Origin of the sequence: Sphingomonas sp. Root720, from assembly GCF_001428605.1 — a bacterium.
Taxonomy (GTDB): Bacteria; Pseudomonadota; Alphaproteobacteria; order Sphingomonadales; family Sphingomonadaceae; genus Rhizorhabdus.
Genome location: NZ_LMID01000010.1, coordinates 250872 through 268050, shown reverse-complemented (window position 1 = coordinate 268050; position 17179 = coordinate 250872). Strand labels below are relative to the sequence as shown.

Here is a 17179-nt window from a genome sequence, read left to right as displayed (position 1 = left end):
CAATGATGTTGGGAATAGCAGCGAGTCTTTAAGCTCGGGTGCGTGAGACTGGTTAAAATCCGGGTACCATATTGTCCCGAATTTCGATGCCGGGGACGCAACGATCCCCTGTTTACAGGCGATTTTTCAATCAGCCCGCGGACGACACCCTTCTCCACTCGCCGCCGATCAGTCCGCGTGCGGTTTCATAGGCCTTAACCAGGGACGGCCAATCCTCCTGTCCGCAGGTACGTGCGACCAGCGCCCGCGACGCCTCCGGCGGCGCGGTCGATGCGGGGGAGACCAGCCGCAGGGTGACGAGCATCCGGGTCAGCAGCTCATGCGCGGGGATCAGTGCCGGATCGAGCAGCCCCTGGTCGACGAGTAGACGCATCGCGGTGCGCAGCCGCGGATCGAAACCGACGCGATGGCGCAGCTGGAGCAGGTGCACCGTGAACTCCGCGTCGACCAGGCCGCCGTCGATAAGCTTGACGTCGAAGGGACTGGACGGCGGCTTGTGGCGGGCGACTTCGCTCCGCATCTTGACCACGTCGGCCAGCAATACGGTCGGATCGCGCTCGCGGCCGAGCGCCTCGGCGATGATCGCGTCGACCTCGGCGCGGGCGGGTGGCGATCCGAAGATCGTCCGCGCGCGGGTCAGCGCCATATGCTCCCAGGTCCAGGCGCTCTCGCGCTGATATTGGGCGAAACCTTCGACCGACACGGCCAGCGGCCCCTGGGTGCCCGACGGCCGCAGCCGCGTGTCGACCTCGTAGAGCGGGCCCGCCGCGGTCGGTACCGACATGGCGGCTGACACGCGCTGCGCCAGCCGGTTGAAATAGGTGGTGGCGCCCAGCGGCCTGGGGCCGTCCGATTCGGCCATGAAGCCGCCGCTGAACAGATAGACGATGTCGAGGTCGGAAGCATGGGTCAGCGCACCGCCGCCCAGCCGGCCCAGCGCCACGATCAGCAGTTCCCCGCCCGGTACCCTGCCGTGATTCTCCTCGAACTCGGCGACGGTCGCGTCGGTGAGCACGGCGAGAGCCGCTTCGGCCACCCGCGCATAGCCTTGTGCGACGTCGAGCGGATCTGACACTGCCTCGATCAGTTGGACACCGAGGGCGAATCGCCGTTCGCCGACGCGCTGGCGGACGCTGTCGAGCAGTTGTTCGTAACTGTCGCTGCGCTCGCCATCGCGGAACTCGACGATCAGCTCCTCCTGGGCGGGCGGCGCCGCCAGTGCGGTCGCGTCGATCAGTCCGTCGAGCAGGGCGGGACGCCGGCCCAGCGCCTGGGACAGCGTCGGCGCGTGGCTCAGCACGTCGATAAGGGCGCGGGCGAGGGCGGGGCGGGCCTGGAGCAGGCGGAACAGATTGATCGCGCTGGGCAAGCCGGCGACGAGGTCCTCGAAGCGGTTGAGTGCGTCCTGTGGTTCGGGTGCCTTGCCCAGCGCCGCGATCAGGGTCGGCAGCATCGCTTCGAGCGCTTCCTGCGCCACCGGGGTCCTTAGCGAGCGGCTCTTGCCGTCGCGCATCACCTCGATCCGCAACCGGGCGGCGCGGGGATCGGCGAAGCCCGCCTGCTGCAATGCGGTTTCGAGCTGGTCGGGCTGGACCGGAAGCCGCGCCTCGCCGTCATTGTCGAGGCCATCATAGACCGACCCGACCCGGTCGACATGTGGGCGCAGCAGCTCGACCAGCGCCCGGCCATCGTCGAGGCCGTGCAGCCGCGCGACATTGTCGAGCGCCTCGATCTGCTTCGGTAGCCGATGGGTCTGCTGATCGTCGACCATCTGCAGCCGATGCTCTACGGTGCGGTAGAGCCGGTAGGCTTCGGCCAGATCGGCGGCGACCGCCGGTTCGATCCGCCCCGCCTCGCTGAGAGCGCGCAGCGCGTCGAGCGTCGCGGGCGCGCGCAGCTGCGGCTCCCGTCCACCATGGATCAGCTGGTGGATCTGGGTGAAGAACTCGACCTCGCGGATGCCGCCGCGGCCGCGCTTCAGGTCGTAGCCGGGCCCGAGCACCTGTCCCTGCGAATAATGGTCGCGGATGCGGCGGGAAATCTGTCTGATCTCGCGCACGGCGCCGAAATCGACCGAGCGGCGCCAGACGAACGGCCGGATTGCGTCGAGGAAATCCTGCCCCAGTGCCGTGTCGCCGGCGGCCGCGCGAGCGCGGATGAAGGCGGCCCGCTCCCAGGGCAGCGCCGCCGATTCATAATAGCTGAGCGCGGCATCGATGGGCAGGGCGAGCGGCGAAACCTCCGGGGAGGGACGTAGCCGCAGGTCGACCCGGAAAACATAGCCATGCTCGTCGCGCGACTGCAGCAGCTCGACGACCCGCCGGGCGATGCGGACCGCGGCCTCGACTGGTTCCTCACGCGGTCGATGCGGCAGGGTCGCGGGATCGAAGATCAGAATCGGGTCTATGTCGGACGAATAGTTGAGCTCCCGGCTACCATGCTTGCCCAGCGCCAGAGCCGCGAAACCGCGCGGTGCGGCGTCAGGCGTGCGCTCGACTATGGCGGCGCGGACCGCGGTATCGAGCGCGTGATCGGCGAACGCCGACAGATGCGCGACAACCTCTTCCAACGTCGCGATGCCCGTCAGATCGGCCAAGGCCGTGGCCAGCGACACTATCTGCCGCTGTCGGCGCAGCATCTTGCCGATATCGTCGGATTGCTCGGCGGCGAGCCCGTCGCGGATCGCGCGGTCCAGCCCTTCGTCCCGTACAGCCGCCACGATGGCGGGAAAACGGCCGGAGAGACCCGACAGGAAAGGCGAAAATTCCCTTATCCTTTCCAACGCATTGGAAAAAATATGCTTATCGACGTGCGTGACCATTGCTTCATCGCATAGGCAATTTGAACGGGAGCGCAACATTGGGAAACATGCCGAGTCTATTGCGTTATGTTAGTCATGGAAAAGCGGACGCCCTCGCATATGACCTCGCAGGCGCGGTTGCGTCCCTCGCGGACGGTTCAGGCGCCGCAGCGCTATGAAGGCATCGGCAACGCCCTGCGGCTCGCTTATGGTCCTGACAGCTACGGTCTGCCCGATGAAATGATGGGTCTACTGTCGAAGCTCGACGCCAAGTAAAACGGGAGCGGACAGCTTTGGGATGCGTCCGGCGACCGCGACGGCCCCAAAACGGCGTTCATGGAAAGAGGCGGCCTACAGGCCGCCCCCGATTTCCTATTCCTTGCTGAGCCTATTCCTTGCTGAGAAGGTCGACGTCGGCCATGATCTGCTGGAGCGTGGTCGTCGACGGATCGGTCTTGTGCTCGCGGCGAGACGGCAACTGGCCCTGGTCGAGAAGCTGCTCGAGCGCGGCGCGGCCACGGGCGACCCGGCTCTTGATGGTTCCCACCGCGCAGCCGCAGATTTCGGCGGCTTCCTCATAGGCGAAGCCGCCGGCACCCACGAGGATCAGCGCCTCGCGCTGCGGCTGGGGCAGGTGCATCAGGGCGCGTTGCATATCGGCGAGTTCGATATGGCGGTCCTGCGAGGCAGGGGCCGCCAGCAGCTTGTTCGCCGTATGCTCGTCCCATTCGCCGCGGAAACGGGCGCGGCGCATCTGCGACAGGAACAGGTTGCGCAGGATGATGAAGGTCCATGCGCGCATGTTGGTGCCCGCCTGGAAGCGCTTGCGCGCCGCCCAGGCCTTCATCAGCGTCTCCTGGACGAGATCGTCGGCCAGATCGCGGTTGCCCGAGAGCGACCGCCCGAAGGCGCGGAGATGAGGGATTACCCGCGAAAGCTCGTCCTTGAACTCGTCGTCGGACAGGGCGATGAGTTCGCCTCGCGGCGCCTCGACGCCGTCGAGCTCCTGCTCCTCGTCATCCATATGATCTGCTACCCCAGCTGAAGCGTCTGCTGCCATCGCGGCACGGGCGAGTGCTGCCATCCGATCCCCGTTGTCCAGGCGGGACGACGCATGCCGTCCATTCCCGAACCCCAACGATCGCCCGACAGGGCGGTTCCAACAAGACCGTGAGCGAAACGACTTTCTTCAGGCTTCGATCGTGGCCGCGTCGAAAAACAGCGCCTGGCTGATCGCGGCTTTCACCGTCGATCGCTGGAACGGCTTGGTGATCAGGAAGGTGGGTTCAGGCCGCTCGCCGGTAAGGAGGCGTTCGGGGAAGGCGGTGATGAAGATCACCGGCACGCTGAACTCGGCCAGGATGTCCTTCACCGCGTCGATGCCCGAGCTGTCGTCGGCGAGCTGGATGTCGGCGAGGACGAGGCCGGGCCGGTGGGCATGGGCCTGCGCGACCGCCTCGTCGCGCGTCACGGCGACGCCGCTGACCGCATGGCCGAGATCGCGAACGATCGTCTCCAGGTCCATCGCGATGATCGGTTCGTCCTCGATGATCAGCACGTCGGTCCGGGTCTGCCGATCGATCTCCGCGATCGCGTCGGCAACCAGCGATTCCACCTCCTCAGGGGTCGTCTCGATGAGATAGGCGGTGTCCGCGACGGTGAATCCCTCCATCGCGGTCAACAACAGGGCCTGGCGCGAGAGCGGCGTGATGGTGTTGAGCCGGGCCTGGGCTATCGCCTCGCGTTCGGCATCTGCGGTCGGAGACTCCATCTCGTCGTAATTGGTCGAATTCCAGATCGCCTGGAAGGTGCGGTAAAGCCCGACGCGGACGTCGACGTCGCTGGGGAAGTCGTCGGGCGAAGCGACGATCGCCTCGAGCGCGGCCCGCACATAATTGTCTCCATGGCTCTGGCTGCCGGTGAGCGCCCGGGCGTAGCGACGCAGGAAAGGCAAATGGGGAGCAAGTTTCTGGCCGAGCGACATGGGTATCAAAACTCCCTGGATTCATTGCTGCGGGTGTACTGCCGCCACACGGGCAGGGAGATAGCAGCCCCACCGGTATTGCGGAAGTCACCCAGGGCTTCCGTTGGCGAATGTGTAAAAAGAGACATTCCTGTTATGGAACCAACGGAAGAGTTTTTTGTTTCATGCTTGATGCCCGTTTTACCAGACCGTGTAAAATGATACGCATCCGGGTCGATCCAAGCGCGGCGGTGTCTGAAAGCCGTTACATTGGAGAGTGTGGACAACAAAATGCAGCTCAGGGGCGTGGGCCGGTTGGCTAATCATGAACAGTCGGGCAAGCCGGCAAACGACACCGGTGGCAGCAAAGCGACCAGGAAGCGTAAGAGCGATCCTACGCGAGACGCGTCGGTCGGTGCGGCATTGCGTTCTGTCTATTCCCAGACGGTCGATGAAGCCATTCCGGCCGAATTCCTGGATCTGCTGAACAAGCTAGATTGATCATGCCCTCGGCAGTCCCCTTTTGGACGGGTCGGGCCGAAGGGACGAATCGCGCTCGCGAATGAAGCAGCCGGCCAAACTCTCTTTCGCCCATCTCTCCACCGGCACGAAGATGCTGCTGATTCTGTCGGCGGCCATGCTGCCGTTGGGATTCATTGCCCTGCTGACCTCGCTCGACCTGGCGCGCTCGGCCTCGATCGAACAGCGGACGGCGGCCCAGACGACCACGGCCTTCTATGCCACGCGGATAGACGCGGTACTCGATCAAGGCTTCAACGCCGTTCGGGCGCCGGTCGCCAGCGAGCAGCCAGCCTCTTACCTTTGCACGGCAATCGCGCGCCAGGCGCGTTTCAACCGCAGCGGCCGGCCGCCGATCGCGGTGTTCGATGGGCTGAAGCGCAAAATCTGCCAGTCCTACGGCAAGCCGATCGACAGGATCGCTGCGGTCGATCCCAGCGTCGACCATGTCTGGCTTGATGTCGAGCGCAGGGCCTTCCGCTTCACCTCGGCCCGCCCGGACGGCAGCCTGCTGTTCGAAGCAGACATCCCGCTGGATACCATCCGCCTCACCCTCGGCGCGGGCGGCGGGCTGCCGCTCAACAGGATGATCCTTCGACAGGGCGACGCCCGGGTCGTGCTCATCGATCTGGGCGACACGGCGGAAAAGGACATAATGCGCCTGTCGCAGCCGCTGGCCGACGGACGCCTCGCGCTCATCGCCGAATATCGGCTGGCGCCGGCTCGGGCCCGCACGGTGCTGGTGGTCCTGCTGCCGCTGCTGATGTGGGCCACCGCCGCCTTCACGGGATGGCTGATCGTCAACCGGCTGCTGCTGCTCCCGCTCAGCCAGCTGAAACGGTCGATCGACGCCTGGCAGGGTAGTCGCACGCCCCTGCGCCTGCCACGGCTCACGACGCCTAGCCATGAGATCCGCGACCTCGCCGAAAGTTTCTCCGCCGTCGCGGCGCGGATCCACGATCATGAGCAGGAACTGGAGGATGGCCTTGCCCGTCAGACCCGCCTGACCCGCGAGGTTCATCATCGCGTGAAGAACAATCTGCAGGTCGTCTCCAGCCTGATCAATCTGCATGCCCGCGGGGCCGAAGGTGCGGTCGCCGATGCCTATGGCGCGATCCAGCGTCGGGTCGATGCGCTCGCCGTCGTCCACCGCAACCACTATGCCGAGCTGGAGGAGAACAGAGGCGTATCGGTGCGCGCGCTGGCCGGGGAACTGGCGACCTCGCTCAGGGCATCGGCGCCCGCCGCCGCCGCCGGCATGCCCATCGCCCTCAACCTGGTCGATGTCTATGTGACGCAGGATGTCGCCGTGCCGACCGCCTTCCTGATCACCGAGGTCGTCGAACTGCTGATGCACTGCAATCCGCAGGGCTCGGTGCTGATCTCGCTCGAGGCGACCGACCTGCCCGATCGCGCCAACCTGCGGATCGAGACGGTGGGCATGGCCGAAGGTGCGCTCGACAATTATCCCGCCATCGGCCGCTTCGAACGGGTGGTGACCGGCATCGCACGCCAGTTCCGCGCGCCGCTGACCCAGGACCTGCGGACCGGCCGTTTCGAGATCCAGATCAGCGTCCATTCCTAGGGGCTAGCGGAAGGCGGAAAAAATTTCGCGAGGGTTGGAACCCGGGAAGCGGCGGGCCGTTTTTTGTTCGGATAGCGATGCTTTGCCCCCCCCGCTCCCGCTATCCGCTTGACAAGGGCCCGGTCGCATTATCCCCCCCGTAAATGCGTCCGGGCCCAACTTTTTGGGCAACCCCTTGAAATCGCAAAAAGAGCGTCGTCCGATCTATTACAGGTCGGGAACAAAGCCGCCCAGCAAGCATTGATCCGACGCAACTTCCGCCAAGGAAGTTTCAGATCATGCAGGAAGGTTCGCCATGTTCAAACGCACCATCGCCGTCGCCTTTGTCAGTCTCTCGCTTCTCGCCGTCGCGGCGTGCAATACGGTCGAAGGCGCGGGCCAGGATGTCTCGTCAGCCGGCCGGGCAGTCAGCGACGCCGCCGACGATTCCAAATAACCGTTCGCTACGATAGCCGCCGACGGGCGGCGACCTTATTCATGGAACAGCCCGGGACGGTCAGACCGTCTCGGGCTTTTCTTCGGCCTTGCGGCGTCGCTCCGTAAACCAGATGCCGATCAGCGCCAATTCGTAGAGGACGACGAGCGGCACCGCGAGCAGTAACTGCGAGCCGACATCAGGCGGGGTCAGCACCGCCGCGATCGCGAAGGCGCCGACGATCGCATAGCGCCGGGCACCGACCAGTTGCTTGCGGGTAACGACCCCGGCCCGTTCGAGCAGCATCAACAGCACCGGCAAAAGGAAGGACAGGCCGAAACCGAACAGGAACTGCATCACGAAGGACAGATAGTTGCCGACGCCGGGCAGGGCTTCCTGCTGGACGCCGCCCAGATTGCCCTGGAAGCCGAGCAGGAAGTGCAACGCGACCGGAATGGCGACATAATAGGCGAGCGCGGCCCCCGACAGGAACAGCACCGGTGTCGCAAAGATGAAGGGCAGCAGTGCCCTCCGCTCGTTGCGGTAGAGTCCGGGGGCCACGAATTGCCAGACCTGGTTGGCGATGACCGGGAAGGACAGCATCATCGCCGCGAAGAAGGCCACCTTGATCTCGACGAAGAAGGCTTCGAAGATCTGGGTGTAGATCAGCTTGCCCTGGCCGGCGCGCAGCAGCGGCTGGACGAGGAAGGCGAAGATCGGGCGCGCGAAATAGAGGCAGATGCCGAACGCCACCGCGAGTGCTGCCGCGGCCATCAGCAGGCGGCGACGCAGTTCGAGGAGATGATCGAGCAGCGGTGCGCGGCTCTCGTCGATATCGTTCATGGTTGTCGGGGTGCGACGAGCGGCAGGACCGGCTGGTCGGGGCCGGCGGGAGCGGACGAAAGATCGCCCGGCCCGCCTTGCGGCGGCGCTCCGTCACCGGGATCTTGGCGAGGCGGCGCATGTTCCGCAGGCGCGGCGAGCGGCAGCATCTCGCCCTCGATCATCTGCGGCTGGGGCGGATGCTCGCGCATGATGCGCTCATTTTCGGCCGCCCATTTCTTTTCCATTTCCTCGAGTTCGGCCTGGCGGATCATCTCGTCGATGCCGGAGCGGAAATGCCGCGCGACGCCGCGCGCGCGGGCAACCCACTGGCCGACGAAGCGCATCGCCCGCGGCAAGTCCTTGGGTCCAATGACCACGAGCGCGACGAGCGCGACGAGCAGCAGTTCGGTGGGGGCGACGTCCAACATCGCTTATGGCGCCGGTGGCCTCGCGAGGATCAGCTCTTGGGCCGATCGTCCTGCATAGGTTGAAGCCGGGCGTCGGGGTTCGGCTCGAGCGGGGGCTGCTGCTGAAGGCGGGCCGTCGGTTGCTGCGGAGCCGGCGGAGTCGCTTCGTCCTCTTCCGTCATGCCCTTCTTGAAGCTTTTGATGCCCTTGGCGACGTCGCCCATCATGTCGGAAAAGCGACCCTTGCCGAACAACAGCAATACGAGGACGCCGACGACGAGCCAATGCCAGATGCTCATGCTACCCATGGGGAATCTCCTTGATGGGGTCATTTAGGGCCTGACCACTCCATCCGCAACGGGCCTTGCGGATCATCGGAGCCGTCGGCGGGAACGGATAGCGCTCCATGAGGCCCGAGTGTGACGGGATGGTGACGGCCGAACGCCCCAAGGGCCGCGCAAACGCCGTCATTCCTCCTCTTCGGAATCGCTCCCGGTTTCCATCTGATATTGTTCGAAAGCGAGGTCGACCGGATCCAGCAGGCCGGCGGCCTTGAGATCGGCGATCCCCGGCAGGTCCCTGCGGCTGGACAGGCCGAAATGGGTGAGGAAGCTCGGCGTCGTCGCATAGAGGAGCGGCCGGCCCGGCGTCTCGCGCCGTCCGGCGGGACGAATCCAGCTCGCCTCCAGCAGCACGTCCAGCGTGCCCTTCGATATCTGCACGCCCCGGATCGCCTCGATCTCGGCGCGGCTGACGGGTTCGTGATAGGCGATGATCGCGAGCGTCTCGATGCCGGCCCGGCTCAGCTTGCGGGGCTCCTCGCGGGTGCGGCGGAGGATATGGGCGAGATCGGCCGCGGTCTGGAAATGCCAGCGGCCGCCGCGCTCGACCAACTCGATGCCCCGCCCGGCATAGAGCGCAGCCAGCCGGGGGAGGGCGTCGCCCAGCCCGTCGGCGCCGATCACCGTCATCAGCTCGGCCGGGCTCATCGGCCCCTCGGCTGCGAACAGTGCGGCTTCGAGGGCGCGGAGCAGGTCGTCGGGTTCGTCGATCATGCCGTGGCGCTCCGGAGCATGAGCGGAGCGAAGGCGGCTTCCTGCTGCAGCGAGACACGGCCCTGCCGGGCCAGTTCGAGCGCGGCGAGGAAACTGGATGCCAGCGCCGAGCGCCGATATTCGCCCGACGCGCCCGGAGGCAGGAAGGCCTCGAGGCTGGTCCAGTCGATTACCGCGCCGACCATCATCGACACCCGCTCGATCGCTTGGTCGAGGGTCATCACCGGACGCCGCTGAACGATATGAACGGTCTCCTCGGCGCGGGCGCGGACCATGCCATAAGCCGAGATCAGGTCGTAGAGGCTGGCATCCCAGGCGGGCTTGCGCACGACCTTCAGCCCTTCGGGCGCACCCCGCGCAAACACGTCGCGGCCGATCCGGTCGCGCCCCATCAGCCGGGCCCCGGCCTCGCGCATCGCCTGCAGCCGCTGAAGGCGCAGCTGGAGACGCAGCGCCAGTTCCTCGGGGCTGGGTTCGACCTCGGGATCCTTCGGAAGCAGCAGGCAGGATTTGAGATAGGCGAGCCAGGCCGCCATCACCAGATAATCGGCCGCGATCTCCAGCTTCAGCGCCTTGGCACCGTCGATGAAGGCCAGATATTGCTCGGTCAGGGCGAGGATCGATATCTTCGCGAGGTCGACCTTTTGCGCGCGGGCGAGGCTGAGCAGCAGGTCGAGCGGTCCTTCCCAGCCGTCGATGTCGAGCGTCAGCACCCCATCGGCGTGCGCTTCCGACAGCGGCAGGTCGAAATTGTCCTCGTCGTCCCCCATAAGCGGAGTAAATCAGGATTCCAGAAGGATGGGAACAGTCATCCGGATCGCGCGGCCTTCCATCAGGATCGTCGCGTCGGCTTACGCTGGCATGAAAGGAGGCGCGGTCATCAGGCGGGCAGCACCGCCATCAGTGCGTCGCGCTTCGCGATCGATTCCTCGGCCGATCTATCCGGTCTCGCCCCAGCGACGGTCGCCATCGCCCGGTCGAGGCGGGCCTTGGCCAACTCGTCGATCGCGCCGACCGCGGCGGCGATCGCCTCCATCTCGGCCATGTCGCCCGAACAGTGAAGGGCGATGTCGCAGCCGGCGGCGAGCACGCCCGCCGCGCGTTCGCCGAAATCGCCGGTCAGCGCGTGCATGCCGAGGTCGTCCGACATCAACAGCCCGTCGAAGCCGATCCGGCCGCGGATGATCCCCCCTATAACCTTGGCCGACAGGCTGGCGCATTGTTCGCCATCCCAGGCCGGGTAGACGACGTGCGCGGTCATCGCCATCGGTGCGTCGTTAAGGGCGGCGAATGGTTCGAGATCGGTTTCCAGCGCATCGTCGTCCGCCTCGACGACGGGCAGTTCGACATGGCTGTCGGCCATCGCCCGGCCATGCCCCGGGATATGCTTGACGACGCCGACCACGCCGCCGTCGCGAAGACCCTCGATCACGGCACGGCCCATCGCCGCGACCCGCATCGGTTCGGCGCCCAGCGCGCGGTCGCCGATGATGTCGTGCGCACCCGGCTGGCGGACGTCGAGCAGCGGCAGGCAATCGACGGTGATGCCGACTTCGGCCAGGGTGGCGGCGATCGCACGGGCATTGTGGCGGGCGGCTTCGATCGCGGTCATCGGCGCGATGTCGTAGAGTCGGTCGAACAGTTCGGCCTTGGGGAAGGCCGGCCACTCGGGCGGCTGCATCCGCGCGACGCGGCCGCCCTCCTGGTCGATCAGGATCGGCAGGTCGTCGCGGCCCGCGATCTCGCGCAGCGCATCGGTCAGAGCGCGAAGCTGCGCACGATCGGCGACGTTGCGCTTGAACAGGATGTAGCCGGCCGGATCGAGGTCGCGGAAGAAGCCGCGCTCGACGTCGGAAAGCGTGGTTCCGGCCATGCCGAGGAACAAGGGCGTCATCGTCGCGGGTTTCCCTGTTGGTCCGTCAGCCGGCGCAGGCCGGGGTCTCAGGAGGCTCACGCGCCGCGCTGCTCACGAGACCCGGCTTCGCCGGAACGACGTGTTTTATCCGATCACCGAGCAGCTCTCGCCCGCGGTCTTCAGCCGGCGGCAGATGTCGCCGGCATTGCCGCCGCTGGCGCGCAGCCGGTAGAGCGTCTTGTCGCCCGACTGCACCGGCACCACCGACTGGGTGAGGCTCGACAGGAAGGAGAAGCGGCCGGACAGCGTCTTCCACGCCGCATTGGCCTTCGCCTGGCTCGAAAAGGCGCCCAGCTGGACCATCGATCCGCCCGAGGCCGGTTCGGGAGCGGGCGTCGCCGCGACCTTGGGCGGGGCTGGCTTCGATTCGGGCGCCTTGGCCGCCTGCTTCGCGAGGGGCTGCTCGACGGTGGGCAGCGGCTTGGGAACGGCCGGTCCGGCGGTAGGGGCGGCGGGCGTCTTGGCCGATGCGGAGGGCGGGATCGCCGTCGTCGCGACCGGCGCCTCGGCGCGCGGCCGATCGATATTGACCGGCGTTTCCGCCGCGCCGCTGGTGTCGATCACGCTTTCGACCTCGTTGCCCTTGCTGGCGCTGTAGACGATTTCGTCCTCGCCGACCGGGGCCGAGGTCTCGCCGGGCCGTTCCTTGTAATAGCTGTCGGGCGCCTTGATCAGCGCACCGTCGCCCGAAGTCGCCCGGTCACCGCCGCGCAGCCAGAAATAGCCGCCGATGAGCAGCGCGACCAGCATCAGCGCCGCGACCAGCCAGATGATCAGCCGGCCGGTGCTGACGCCGCCTTCGTCGAACTCTTCCTCGACCGGTTCGAGCCACGGCAGGCGGTCCTCGTCCTGGGGACCGAGCCTGTCGCGCGAATAATCGGTCATTACTGCATCTCCTCCGCAGCGGTGACGCCCATGACGCCGAGACCATTGCGGATAATCTGCCCGATCGCGTCGCTGAGCGCCAGACGGGCCCGCGTCATTTCGGGCCTGTCGGAGAGCAGGAAGCGACGGGCCGGGTCGTCGTTGCCCCGGTTCCACAATGCGTGGAACGTCGCCGCGAGATCGTAGAGGTAGAAGGCGATCCGGTGCGGCTCGTGTGCCTGCGCCGCGCCCTCGACGATCCGCGGGAACTGCGCCGCGAACTTGACCAACGCCAACTCCTCCGCATCGAGCAGGGTCAGGTCGGCGGCCGGAGCCAGGTCGATACCCGCCTCCGCCGCGCGGCGGTGCAGCGAACGGCCGCGCGCATGGGCATACTGGACGTAGAAGACCGGATTGTCCTTCGACGCCTCGACCACCTTGGCGAAGTCGAAATCCATCTGCGCGTCGGCCTTGCGGGTCAGCATGGTGAAGCGGACGACGTCCTTGCCCACCTCGCGGACCACGTCGGCAAGGGTGACGAAGCTGCCCGAGCGCTTCGACATCTTGACCGGCTCGCCGCCGCGCAGCAGCCGGACCATCTGGACCAGCTTCACGTCGAACGCGACCTTGCCGCCCGTCAGCGCCTGCACCGCCGCCTTGATCCGCTTGACGGTGCCAGCATGATCGGCGCCCCAGATGTCGATCAGCATGTCGGCCTTCTCGGCCTTCTGCGCATGATAGGCGAGGTCGGTGCCGAAATAGGTCAGCCCGCCGTCCGACTTCTTCACCGGCCGGTCGCTGTCGTCCCCGAAGGCGGTCGCCCTGAACAGGGTCATCTCGGTCGGTTCCCAGTCGTCGGGAAGCTCGCCCTTGGGCGGCTCGAGCGTGCCTTCGTAGACGAGGCCCTCGGCGCGTAGCCGATCGAGCGCCGCATCGACCCGGCCCGCCTTCTGGACCGCCGCCTCGGATGCGAACACCGCATGCTCGATGCCGAGCAGGGCGAGGTCGGCGCGGATCATGTCCATCATCGCCGCGACGGTCTTCTCGCGGAACATGTCGAGCCAGTCGCTCTCGGGCTCGCCGACATAGGCGTCGCCGAATTCGGCGGCGAGTGCCCGGCCGATCGGGACCAGATAGTCGCCCGGATAGAAGCCCTCGGGAATCTCGACCGTCTCGCCGAGCGCCTCGCGGTAGCGCAGATGCGCCGACCGGGCGAGCGTCTGCACCTGCGCGCCGGCGTCGTTGACATAATATTCGCGGGTGACGTCGTAGCCGGCAAACTCCAGCAGCGCCGCTAGAGCGTCGCCGACCACGGCACCGCGGCAATGGCCCATGTGCATCGGCCCGGTCGGGTTGGCCGAGACATATTCGACGTTCACGACCTTGCCCTCGCCGAGCGTCGAGCGGCCGTAGTCGGCGCCCGCGGACAGGATGCCGGCCAGCTCGTCGCGCCAGCTTTGCTCGGTCAGGCGCACGTTGATGAAGCCGGGGCCCGCCACCTCGGCGCTCGCGATCTCGGGCAGGGCGGCCAGCTTGGGCACGATCAGTTCGGCCAGCGCACGGGGGTTGGTGCCCGCGGGTTTCGCCAGCACCATCGCCGCATTGGTGGCAAGGTCGCCATGCGCCGGATCGCGCGGCGGCTCGACCGTGACATTCCGTCGATCGAGGCCGGCGGGCAGCGCGCCGCTGCCCTCGAGGTCGTCGAGGACGGTATCGATCCGGTCGGCAAAGCTGGCGTAGAGCGTGGTCAAGGCAAAATCCGCGGGAAGAAATGGTGGAGCGTCGCCTTAGCGGATGGAATGGAAAAGGTCAGTCCCTTGTTTTCTTGCCGCCCTCGGACAGGCTGTAGACGGGAATCGAGGGTGCTATCGGATCGAGCCGCACCCAGAGCGCGACGATCAGGGCCGCCGCCAACGCCCCCGCCGGAATCCAGCGCGGCACGGCGCGGGGCAGCAACGGCAGGATCAGCGGCAGGCCGGCGAACAGCAGGACCATCATTACCGCCGGAAGCTCGGCACCGATGCCGAGGAAGATGAAGTGCGCCTGCGCCAGCAGATGGCCGACGCCGGTCGCCATGCAGAGCGCGGTCGTCGCCAGCCCCGCCCGTGCGGGCAGCCAGGCCCGCGCCGCCAACGCGACCGCGCCGAGCAGCAGCGGCCAGTGGAACAGCGGCCCGGCGGTGGGCTGCAACGCCTGGACGACGATGCCGGCGAGCAGCAGGAGCAGGATCGCGGCGACGGGTCCGCCCTCCTCCTCGTCGGGCAGGAACCATGCGGCGAGCATCGCGGAGATACCGAGCGGCAGCAGCGTCACCAGCGGTCCGTCGCAGAAGACGCCCGCCCACATCACCGCCATGGCTGGCGCGATGGCCAGCATCGGCGGTTCGGTGCGGCGGGCCAGCGGAACCAGCAGCAGGAGCGCGGCGACGAGCAGGCCCGCGATCGTCTCCAGCCGGGGAAGCGCGGCGAGCCGGTCGTAATAATTGGCGCCGCCGCTGCCCGACAGGGCGTTGATGGCGGTCAGCAGCAGGGCACCGTGCAGCAGGATCGCGCCGACCAGGACCGCGCCGCCGCCGACCCGGCCGAAGGAGGGGCGATGGCGCCTCAGGGCCAGCCCGATCAGCGCCGCCGCGATCGCCAGCAGCGCCCATCCCGTGCTGGCCGGGTAGACGATCGTGACCCGGCCGAGCAGATCGGAGAAGGCGGCATTCTCGCTGCGCGCCGGCATTTCGGTCGCGAAGGCGAGCGCGGAGGCCAGCGCCAGCGCCTGGTCGCCCATGTCCTGCAGCGATGCCGGATCGAGTGCCGCCACCGTCGCCAGCGGCGAGTGATAGGCATAGCCGCGGTCCAGCACCGCCAGGTTGAAACCGGCGATGCCCTTGCGCTTGGCGATCGTATAGTCGGTGTAATTGGGCATCAGGTCGTAGATCAGCACCGACAGCGAATTGGTGGCCGGGCGATCGACTTGGTCGGCATAGAGTCGCATCATCGCGCCGTTGCCCGGGCCCGTCTCGAACATGTTGGCGCGGCCGCCAGCGCCGCGCGCCTCCATGTTGATGATCGCGCCGGTCCGCCGTGCGAGCGGATGCCTGTCGAAAAAGGCGATCGAGCCGTCGAGCCCGATCTCCTCGCTGTCGGTGAACAGCAGGATCAGGTCGCGTTCCGGCCGCCCTCGCGCGCCGATCGCGCGCGCGACTTCCAGCGCCGCGGCGACGGCCATCGCATCGTCGCCGGCACCCGGCGATCCCCACACGCTGTCATGATGCGCCATCAGCATCAGCGCCGGTTTCGCCCGGTCCCTGCCCGGAATGACGCCGATGAGGTTGCGCGCGACGACTCCCTTTTCGGGGCGGCCGCTCCATTGGTGCAGCCGTGCCAGCGACTTGCCCTTCAGCGGCACGGCCTGTTCGCTCACCTCGGCGCCCAGGCCGTGCAGCCGGGCGGTCAGATAAGCGAGGGTCCGCGCATGGCCCGGCGATCCGACCGGTCGCGGTGCCTGGCTGATCGCCGCAACGTCGGCGAAGGCCCGTCCAGCCGAAAAAGCGTCCAGCGGCGCATCGGCACCGCGCGGGGCGGGGGGCAACACCGCGATGATCGCCCAGATCAGGGCGCCGGCAACGGCAGCTACCAGGGCGATCGTCCGATGCATCAGAAGCCTTCGGTGGAGATGGGTCCGACGAGATCCCGATAGCGGGACAGGGCGTAGCGATCGGTCATTCCAGCGATGAAGTCGCCGATATGGCGAGTAAGGCCGGGCTCGTCGGCGGGCAGGGTCTCGCGCCACTTGTCCGGCATCAGCCGGGGATCGGCCTTGTAGGCGGCAGCCAGCCCGGCAATGACCGAACCCATCCGCACGGCGATGTCGAGCTGTTGCGGATGGTGGTAGAGATTGGCGTACATGAAACGCGTCAGCGCCTTTTCGCGTGCGGCCATCGGCTCCGAAAAGCCGATCAGCGGCCGGCCCGCCGCGCGAACGTCCTCGACCGAACGGGGGGCGGCCTCGTCGAGCCGGCGGCGGCTCTCGTCGAGCAGGTCGTTGACCATGCAGCCGATCTGCTCGCGCACCAGTTCGCCGATCAGCCGGGCCGGCGCGACATCGGGATAGCGCGCGCGGACGCGATCCCAGTTCGACCGGATCAGCGAATCCTCGAGCACCTGTTCGAGCGTCAGCAGTCCCGCGCGCACGCCGTCGTCGATATCGTGATTGTCATAGGCGATGTCGTCGGCCAGAGCCGCGACCTGCGCCTCCGCGCCCGCCCAGCTGTCGAGGTCGAGCGGCCATTCGCCGTCGACCTCCGCCATTGCCCAGGTCCGCTTGCGCACCGGGCCGTTATGCTTGGCGAGCCCCTCCAGCGTTTCCCAGCTCAGATTGAGCCCGTCATGCGCGGGATAGGGGGAATCGAGCCGGGTCAGTATCCGCAGCGTATGGGCATTGTGGTCGAAGCCGCCCGCCCCGGCCATCGCGGTCTGGAGCGCTTCCTCACCGGCATGGCCGAACGGCGGATGGCCGATGTCGTGGCCCAGGCACAGCGCCTCGGTGAGATCCTCGTTGAGGCCGAGCGCGCGGGCGACGGTGCGGCCGATCTGCGCGACCTCCAGGCTGTGGGTCAGCCGGACGCGGTAATGGTCGCCATCGGGCGCGACGAACACCTGGGTCTTGTGGCGCAGGCGGCGGAAGCTGATCGAATGGATGATCCGGTCGCGATCGCGCTGGAAGGCATCGCGCGGCCCGCGCGTCTCGCCGCCGCCCAATATGTGGAAGCGGCCCCGGCTGCGGGAGGGATCGGAAGCGTAGGGAGCAAGCGTCGGCATCGGCGCCGTGATGGCCGACC

The 17179-nt window shown here is 67.1% G+C and carries 17 protein-coding genes; 4 read left to right on the top strand and 13 right to left on the bottom strand.

What is annotated here, in order from left to right; genetic code table 11:
* Nucleotides 1-130: 130 nt before the first annotated feature.
* Nucleotides 131-2821, bottom strand: coding sequence for a bifunctional [glutamine synthetase] adenylyltransferase/[glutamine synthetase]-adenylyl-L-tyrosine phosphorylase (locus tag ASE22_RS08610; protein ID WP_056357534.1), 2691 nt, complete (start codon nt 2819-2821; stop codon nt 131-133).
* Nucleotides 2822-2920: 99 nt separating this feature from the next.
* Here ASE22_RS08610 and ASE22_RS08605 point away from each other — a divergent pair, with 99 nt between their 5' ends.
* Entirely contained in the window at nt 2921-3076 is a 156-nt protein-coding gene (locus ASE22_RS08605; RefSeq protein ID WP_156397503.1) for a hypothetical protein, read from the top strand.
* Between the two features lie 112 nt (nt 3077-3188).
* Here the strand turns inward: ASE22_RS08605 and ASE22_RS08600 are convergent, their stop codons facing one another.
* Together ASE22_RS08600 and ASE22_RS08595 are read right to left on the bottom strand one after the other, a co-directional pair.
* Nucleotides 3189-3824, bottom strand: a complete 636-nt coding sequence (locus ASE22_RS08600; protein WP_235536238.1) for a sigma-70 family RNA polymerase sigma factor — start codon at nt 3822-3824, stop codon at nt 3189-3191.
* A gap of 165 nt (nt 3825-3989) precedes the next feature.
* On the bottom strand, nt 3990-4784 hold the full coding sequence (locus ASE22_RS08595) for a response regulator (protein ID WP_056357525.1): 795 nt from the start codon (nt 4782-4784) through the stop codon (nt 3990-3992).
* 270 nt (nt 4785-5054) lie between these two features.
* On the opposite strand from ASE22_RS08595, the gene ASE22_RS26155 reads away from it, so the two are divergent.
* The 3 genes from ASE22_RS26155 (at nt 5055) to ASE22_RS08585 (ending at nt 7303) form a co-directional block, all read left to right on the top strand.
* Complete coding sequence (locus ASE22_RS26155) at nt 5055-5264, top strand: NepR family anti-sigma factor (RefSeq protein ID WP_082545864.1); 210 nt, start codon at nt 5055-5057, stop codon at nt 5262-5264.
* A gap of 61 nt (nt 5265-5325) precedes the next feature.
* Nucleotides 5326-6867 carry a sensor histidine kinase gene (locus ASE22_RS08590; RefSeq protein WP_056357522.1) on the top strand — a complete coding sequence of 514 codons (1542 nt, stop codon included), beginning with the start codon at nt 5326-5328 and terminating at the stop codon, nt 6865-6867.
* Nucleotides 6868-7162: 295 nt separating this feature from the next.
* Entirely contained in the window at nt 7163-7303 is a 141-nt protein-coding gene (locus ASE22_RS08585; RefSeq protein WP_056357520.1) for an entericidin A/B family lipoprotein, read from the top strand.
* 60 nt (nt 7304-7363) lie between these two features.
* On the opposite strand, the gene tatC is transcribed toward ASE22_RS08585, so the two are convergent.
* The 10 genes from tatC to ASE22_RS08535 all read right to left on the bottom strand — a co-directional run bounded on the left by tatC (nt 7364) and on the right by ASE22_RS08535 (nt 17159).
* Complete coding sequence (tatC, locus tag ASE22_RS08580; RefSeq protein WP_056357517.1) at nt 7364-8125, bottom strand: twin-arginine translocase subunit TatC; 762 nt, start codon at nt 8123-8125, stop codon at nt 7364-7366.
* A complete protein-coding gene (tatB, locus tag ASE22_RS08575) occupies nt 8122-8535 on the bottom strand; it encodes a Sec-independent protein translocase protein TatB (RefSeq protein ID WP_056357514.1) in 414 nt (137 codons plus the stop codon). The genes tatC and tatB overlap by 4 nt, the downstream gene beginning before the upstream one ends.
* Nucleotides 8536-8564: 29 nt before the next feature.
* Complete coding sequence (locus tag ASE22_RS08570) at nt 8565-8822, bottom strand: twin-arginine translocase TatA/TatE family subunit (protein ID WP_056357511.1); 258 nt, start codon at nt 8820-8822, stop codon at nt 8565-8567.
* A 159-nt stretch (nt 8823-8981) separates the two neighbouring features.
* Nucleotides 8982-9569 (bottom strand): SMC-Scp complex subunit ScpB, encoded by a 588-nt coding sequence (gene scpB, locus ASE22_RS08565; protein WP_056357507.1) that lies wholly within the window; start codon nt 9567-9569, stop codon nt 8982-8984.
* A complete protein-coding gene (locus ASE22_RS08560; protein WP_056357504.1) occupies nt 9566-10339 on the bottom strand; it encodes a segregation and condensation protein A in 774 nt (257 codons plus the stop codon). Before ASE22_RS08560 ends, scpB begins: the two co-directional genes overlap by 4 nt.
* A gap of 110 nt (nt 10340-10449) precedes the next feature.
* Nucleotides 10450-11463 carry a beta-N-acetylhexosaminidase gene (gene nagZ, locus ASE22_RS08555; RefSeq protein WP_056357501.1) on the bottom strand — a complete coding sequence of 338 codons (1014 nt, stop codon included), beginning with the start codon at nt 11461-11463 and terminating at the stop codon, nt 10450-10452.
* A gap of 105 nt (nt 11464-11568) precedes the next feature.
* Entirely contained in the window at nt 11569-12369 is an 801-nt protein-coding gene (locus ASE22_RS08550; protein WP_056357498.1) for an SPOR domain-containing protein, read from the bottom strand.
* Nucleotides 12369-14099, bottom strand: coding sequence for an arginine--tRNA ligase (gene argS, locus ASE22_RS08545; protein WP_056357495.1), 1731 nt, complete (start codon nt 14097-14099; stop codon nt 12369-12371). The genes ASE22_RS08550 and argS overlap by 1 nt, the downstream gene beginning before the upstream one ends.
* A 58-nt stretch (nt 14100-14157) precedes the next feature.
* The gene (locus ASE22_RS08540) at nt 14158-15996 is read right to left on the bottom strand and encodes a M20/M25/M40 family metallo-hydrolase (protein ID WP_056357493.1); all 1839 of its coding nucleotides are present in this window, start codon (nt 15994-15996) and stop codon (nt 14158-14160) included.
* Complete coding sequence (locus tag ASE22_RS08535; RefSeq protein WP_056357491.1) at nt 15996-17159, bottom strand: deoxyguanosinetriphosphate triphosphohydrolase; 1164 nt, start codon at nt 17157-17159, stop codon at nt 15996-15998. The genes ASE22_RS08540 and ASE22_RS08535 overlap by 1 nt, the downstream gene beginning before the upstream one ends.
* Nucleotides 17160-17179 lie beyond the last annotated feature (20 nt).

What these genes read in the sequence shown, in the direction of transcription:
- ASE22_RS08570 (WP_056357511.1), bottom strand. Translation starts at nt 8,822, where the DNA reads ATGGGTAGCATGAGCATCTGGCATTGGCTCGTCGTCGGCGTCCTCGTA.
- ASE22_RS08610 (WP_056357534.1), bottom strand. Translation starts at nt 2,821, where the DNA reads ATGGTCACGCACGTCGATAAGCATATTTTTTCCAATGCGTTGGAAAGG.
- ASE22_RS08560 (WP_056357504.1), bottom strand. Translation starts at nt 10,339, where the DNA reads ATGGGGGACGACGAGGACAATTTCGACCTGCCGCTGTCGGAAGCGCAC.
- ASE22_RS08590 (WP_056357522.1), top strand. Translation starts at nt 5,326, where the DNA reads ATGAAGCAGCCGGCCAAACTCTCTTTCGCCCATCTCTCCACCGGCACG.
- scpB (WP_056357507.1), bottom strand. Translation starts at nt 9,569, where the DNA reads ATGATCGACGAACCCGACGACCTGCTCCGCGCCCTCGAAGCCGCACTG.
- nagZ (WP_056357501.1), bottom strand. Translation starts at nt 11,463, where the DNA reads ATGACGCCCTTGTTCCTCGGCATGGCCGGAACCACGCTTTCCGACGTC.
- ASE22_RS08540 (WP_056357493.1), bottom strand. Translation starts at nt 15,996, where the DNA reads ATGCATCGGACGATCGCCCTGGTAGCTGCCGTTGCCGGCGCCCTGATC.
- ASE22_RS08550 (WP_056357498.1), bottom strand. Translation starts at nt 12,369, where the DNA reads ATGACCGATTATTCGCGCGACAGGCTCGGTCCCCAGGACGAGGACCGC.
- ASE22_RS08535 (WP_056357491.1), bottom strand. Translation starts at nt 17,159, where the DNA reads ATGCCGACGCTTGCTCCCTACGCTTCCGATCCCTCCCGCAGCCGGGGC.
- ASE22_RS08605 (WP_156397503.1), top strand. Translation starts at nt 2,921, where the DNA reads ATGACCTCGCAGGCGCGGTTGCGTCCCTCGCGGACGGTTCAGGCGCCG.
- tatB (WP_056357514.1), bottom strand. Translation starts at nt 8,535, where the DNA reads ATGTTGGACGTCGCCCCCACCGAACTGCTGCTCGTCGCGCTCGTCGCG.
- ASE22_RS08595 (WP_056357525.1), bottom strand. Translation starts at nt 4,784, where the DNA reads ATGTCGCTCGGCCAGAAACTTGCTCCCCATTTGCCTTTCCTGCGTCGC.
- tatC (WP_056357517.1), bottom strand. Translation starts at nt 8,125, where the DNA reads ATGAACGATATCGACGAGAGCCGCGCACCGCTGCTCGATCATCTCCTC.
- ASE22_RS26155 (WP_082545864.1), top strand. Translation starts at nt 5,055, where the DNA reads ATGCAGCTCAGGGGCGTGGGCCGGTTGGCTAATCATGAACAGTCGGGC.
- ASE22_RS08600 (WP_235536238.1), bottom strand. Translation starts at nt 3,824, where the DNA reads ATGGATGACGAGGAGCAGGAGCTCGACGGCGTCGAGGCGCCGCGAGGC.
- ASE22_RS08585 (WP_056357520.1), top strand. Translation starts at nt 7,163, where the DNA reads ATGTTCAAACGCACCATCGCCGTCGCCTTTGTCAGTCTCTCGCTTCTC.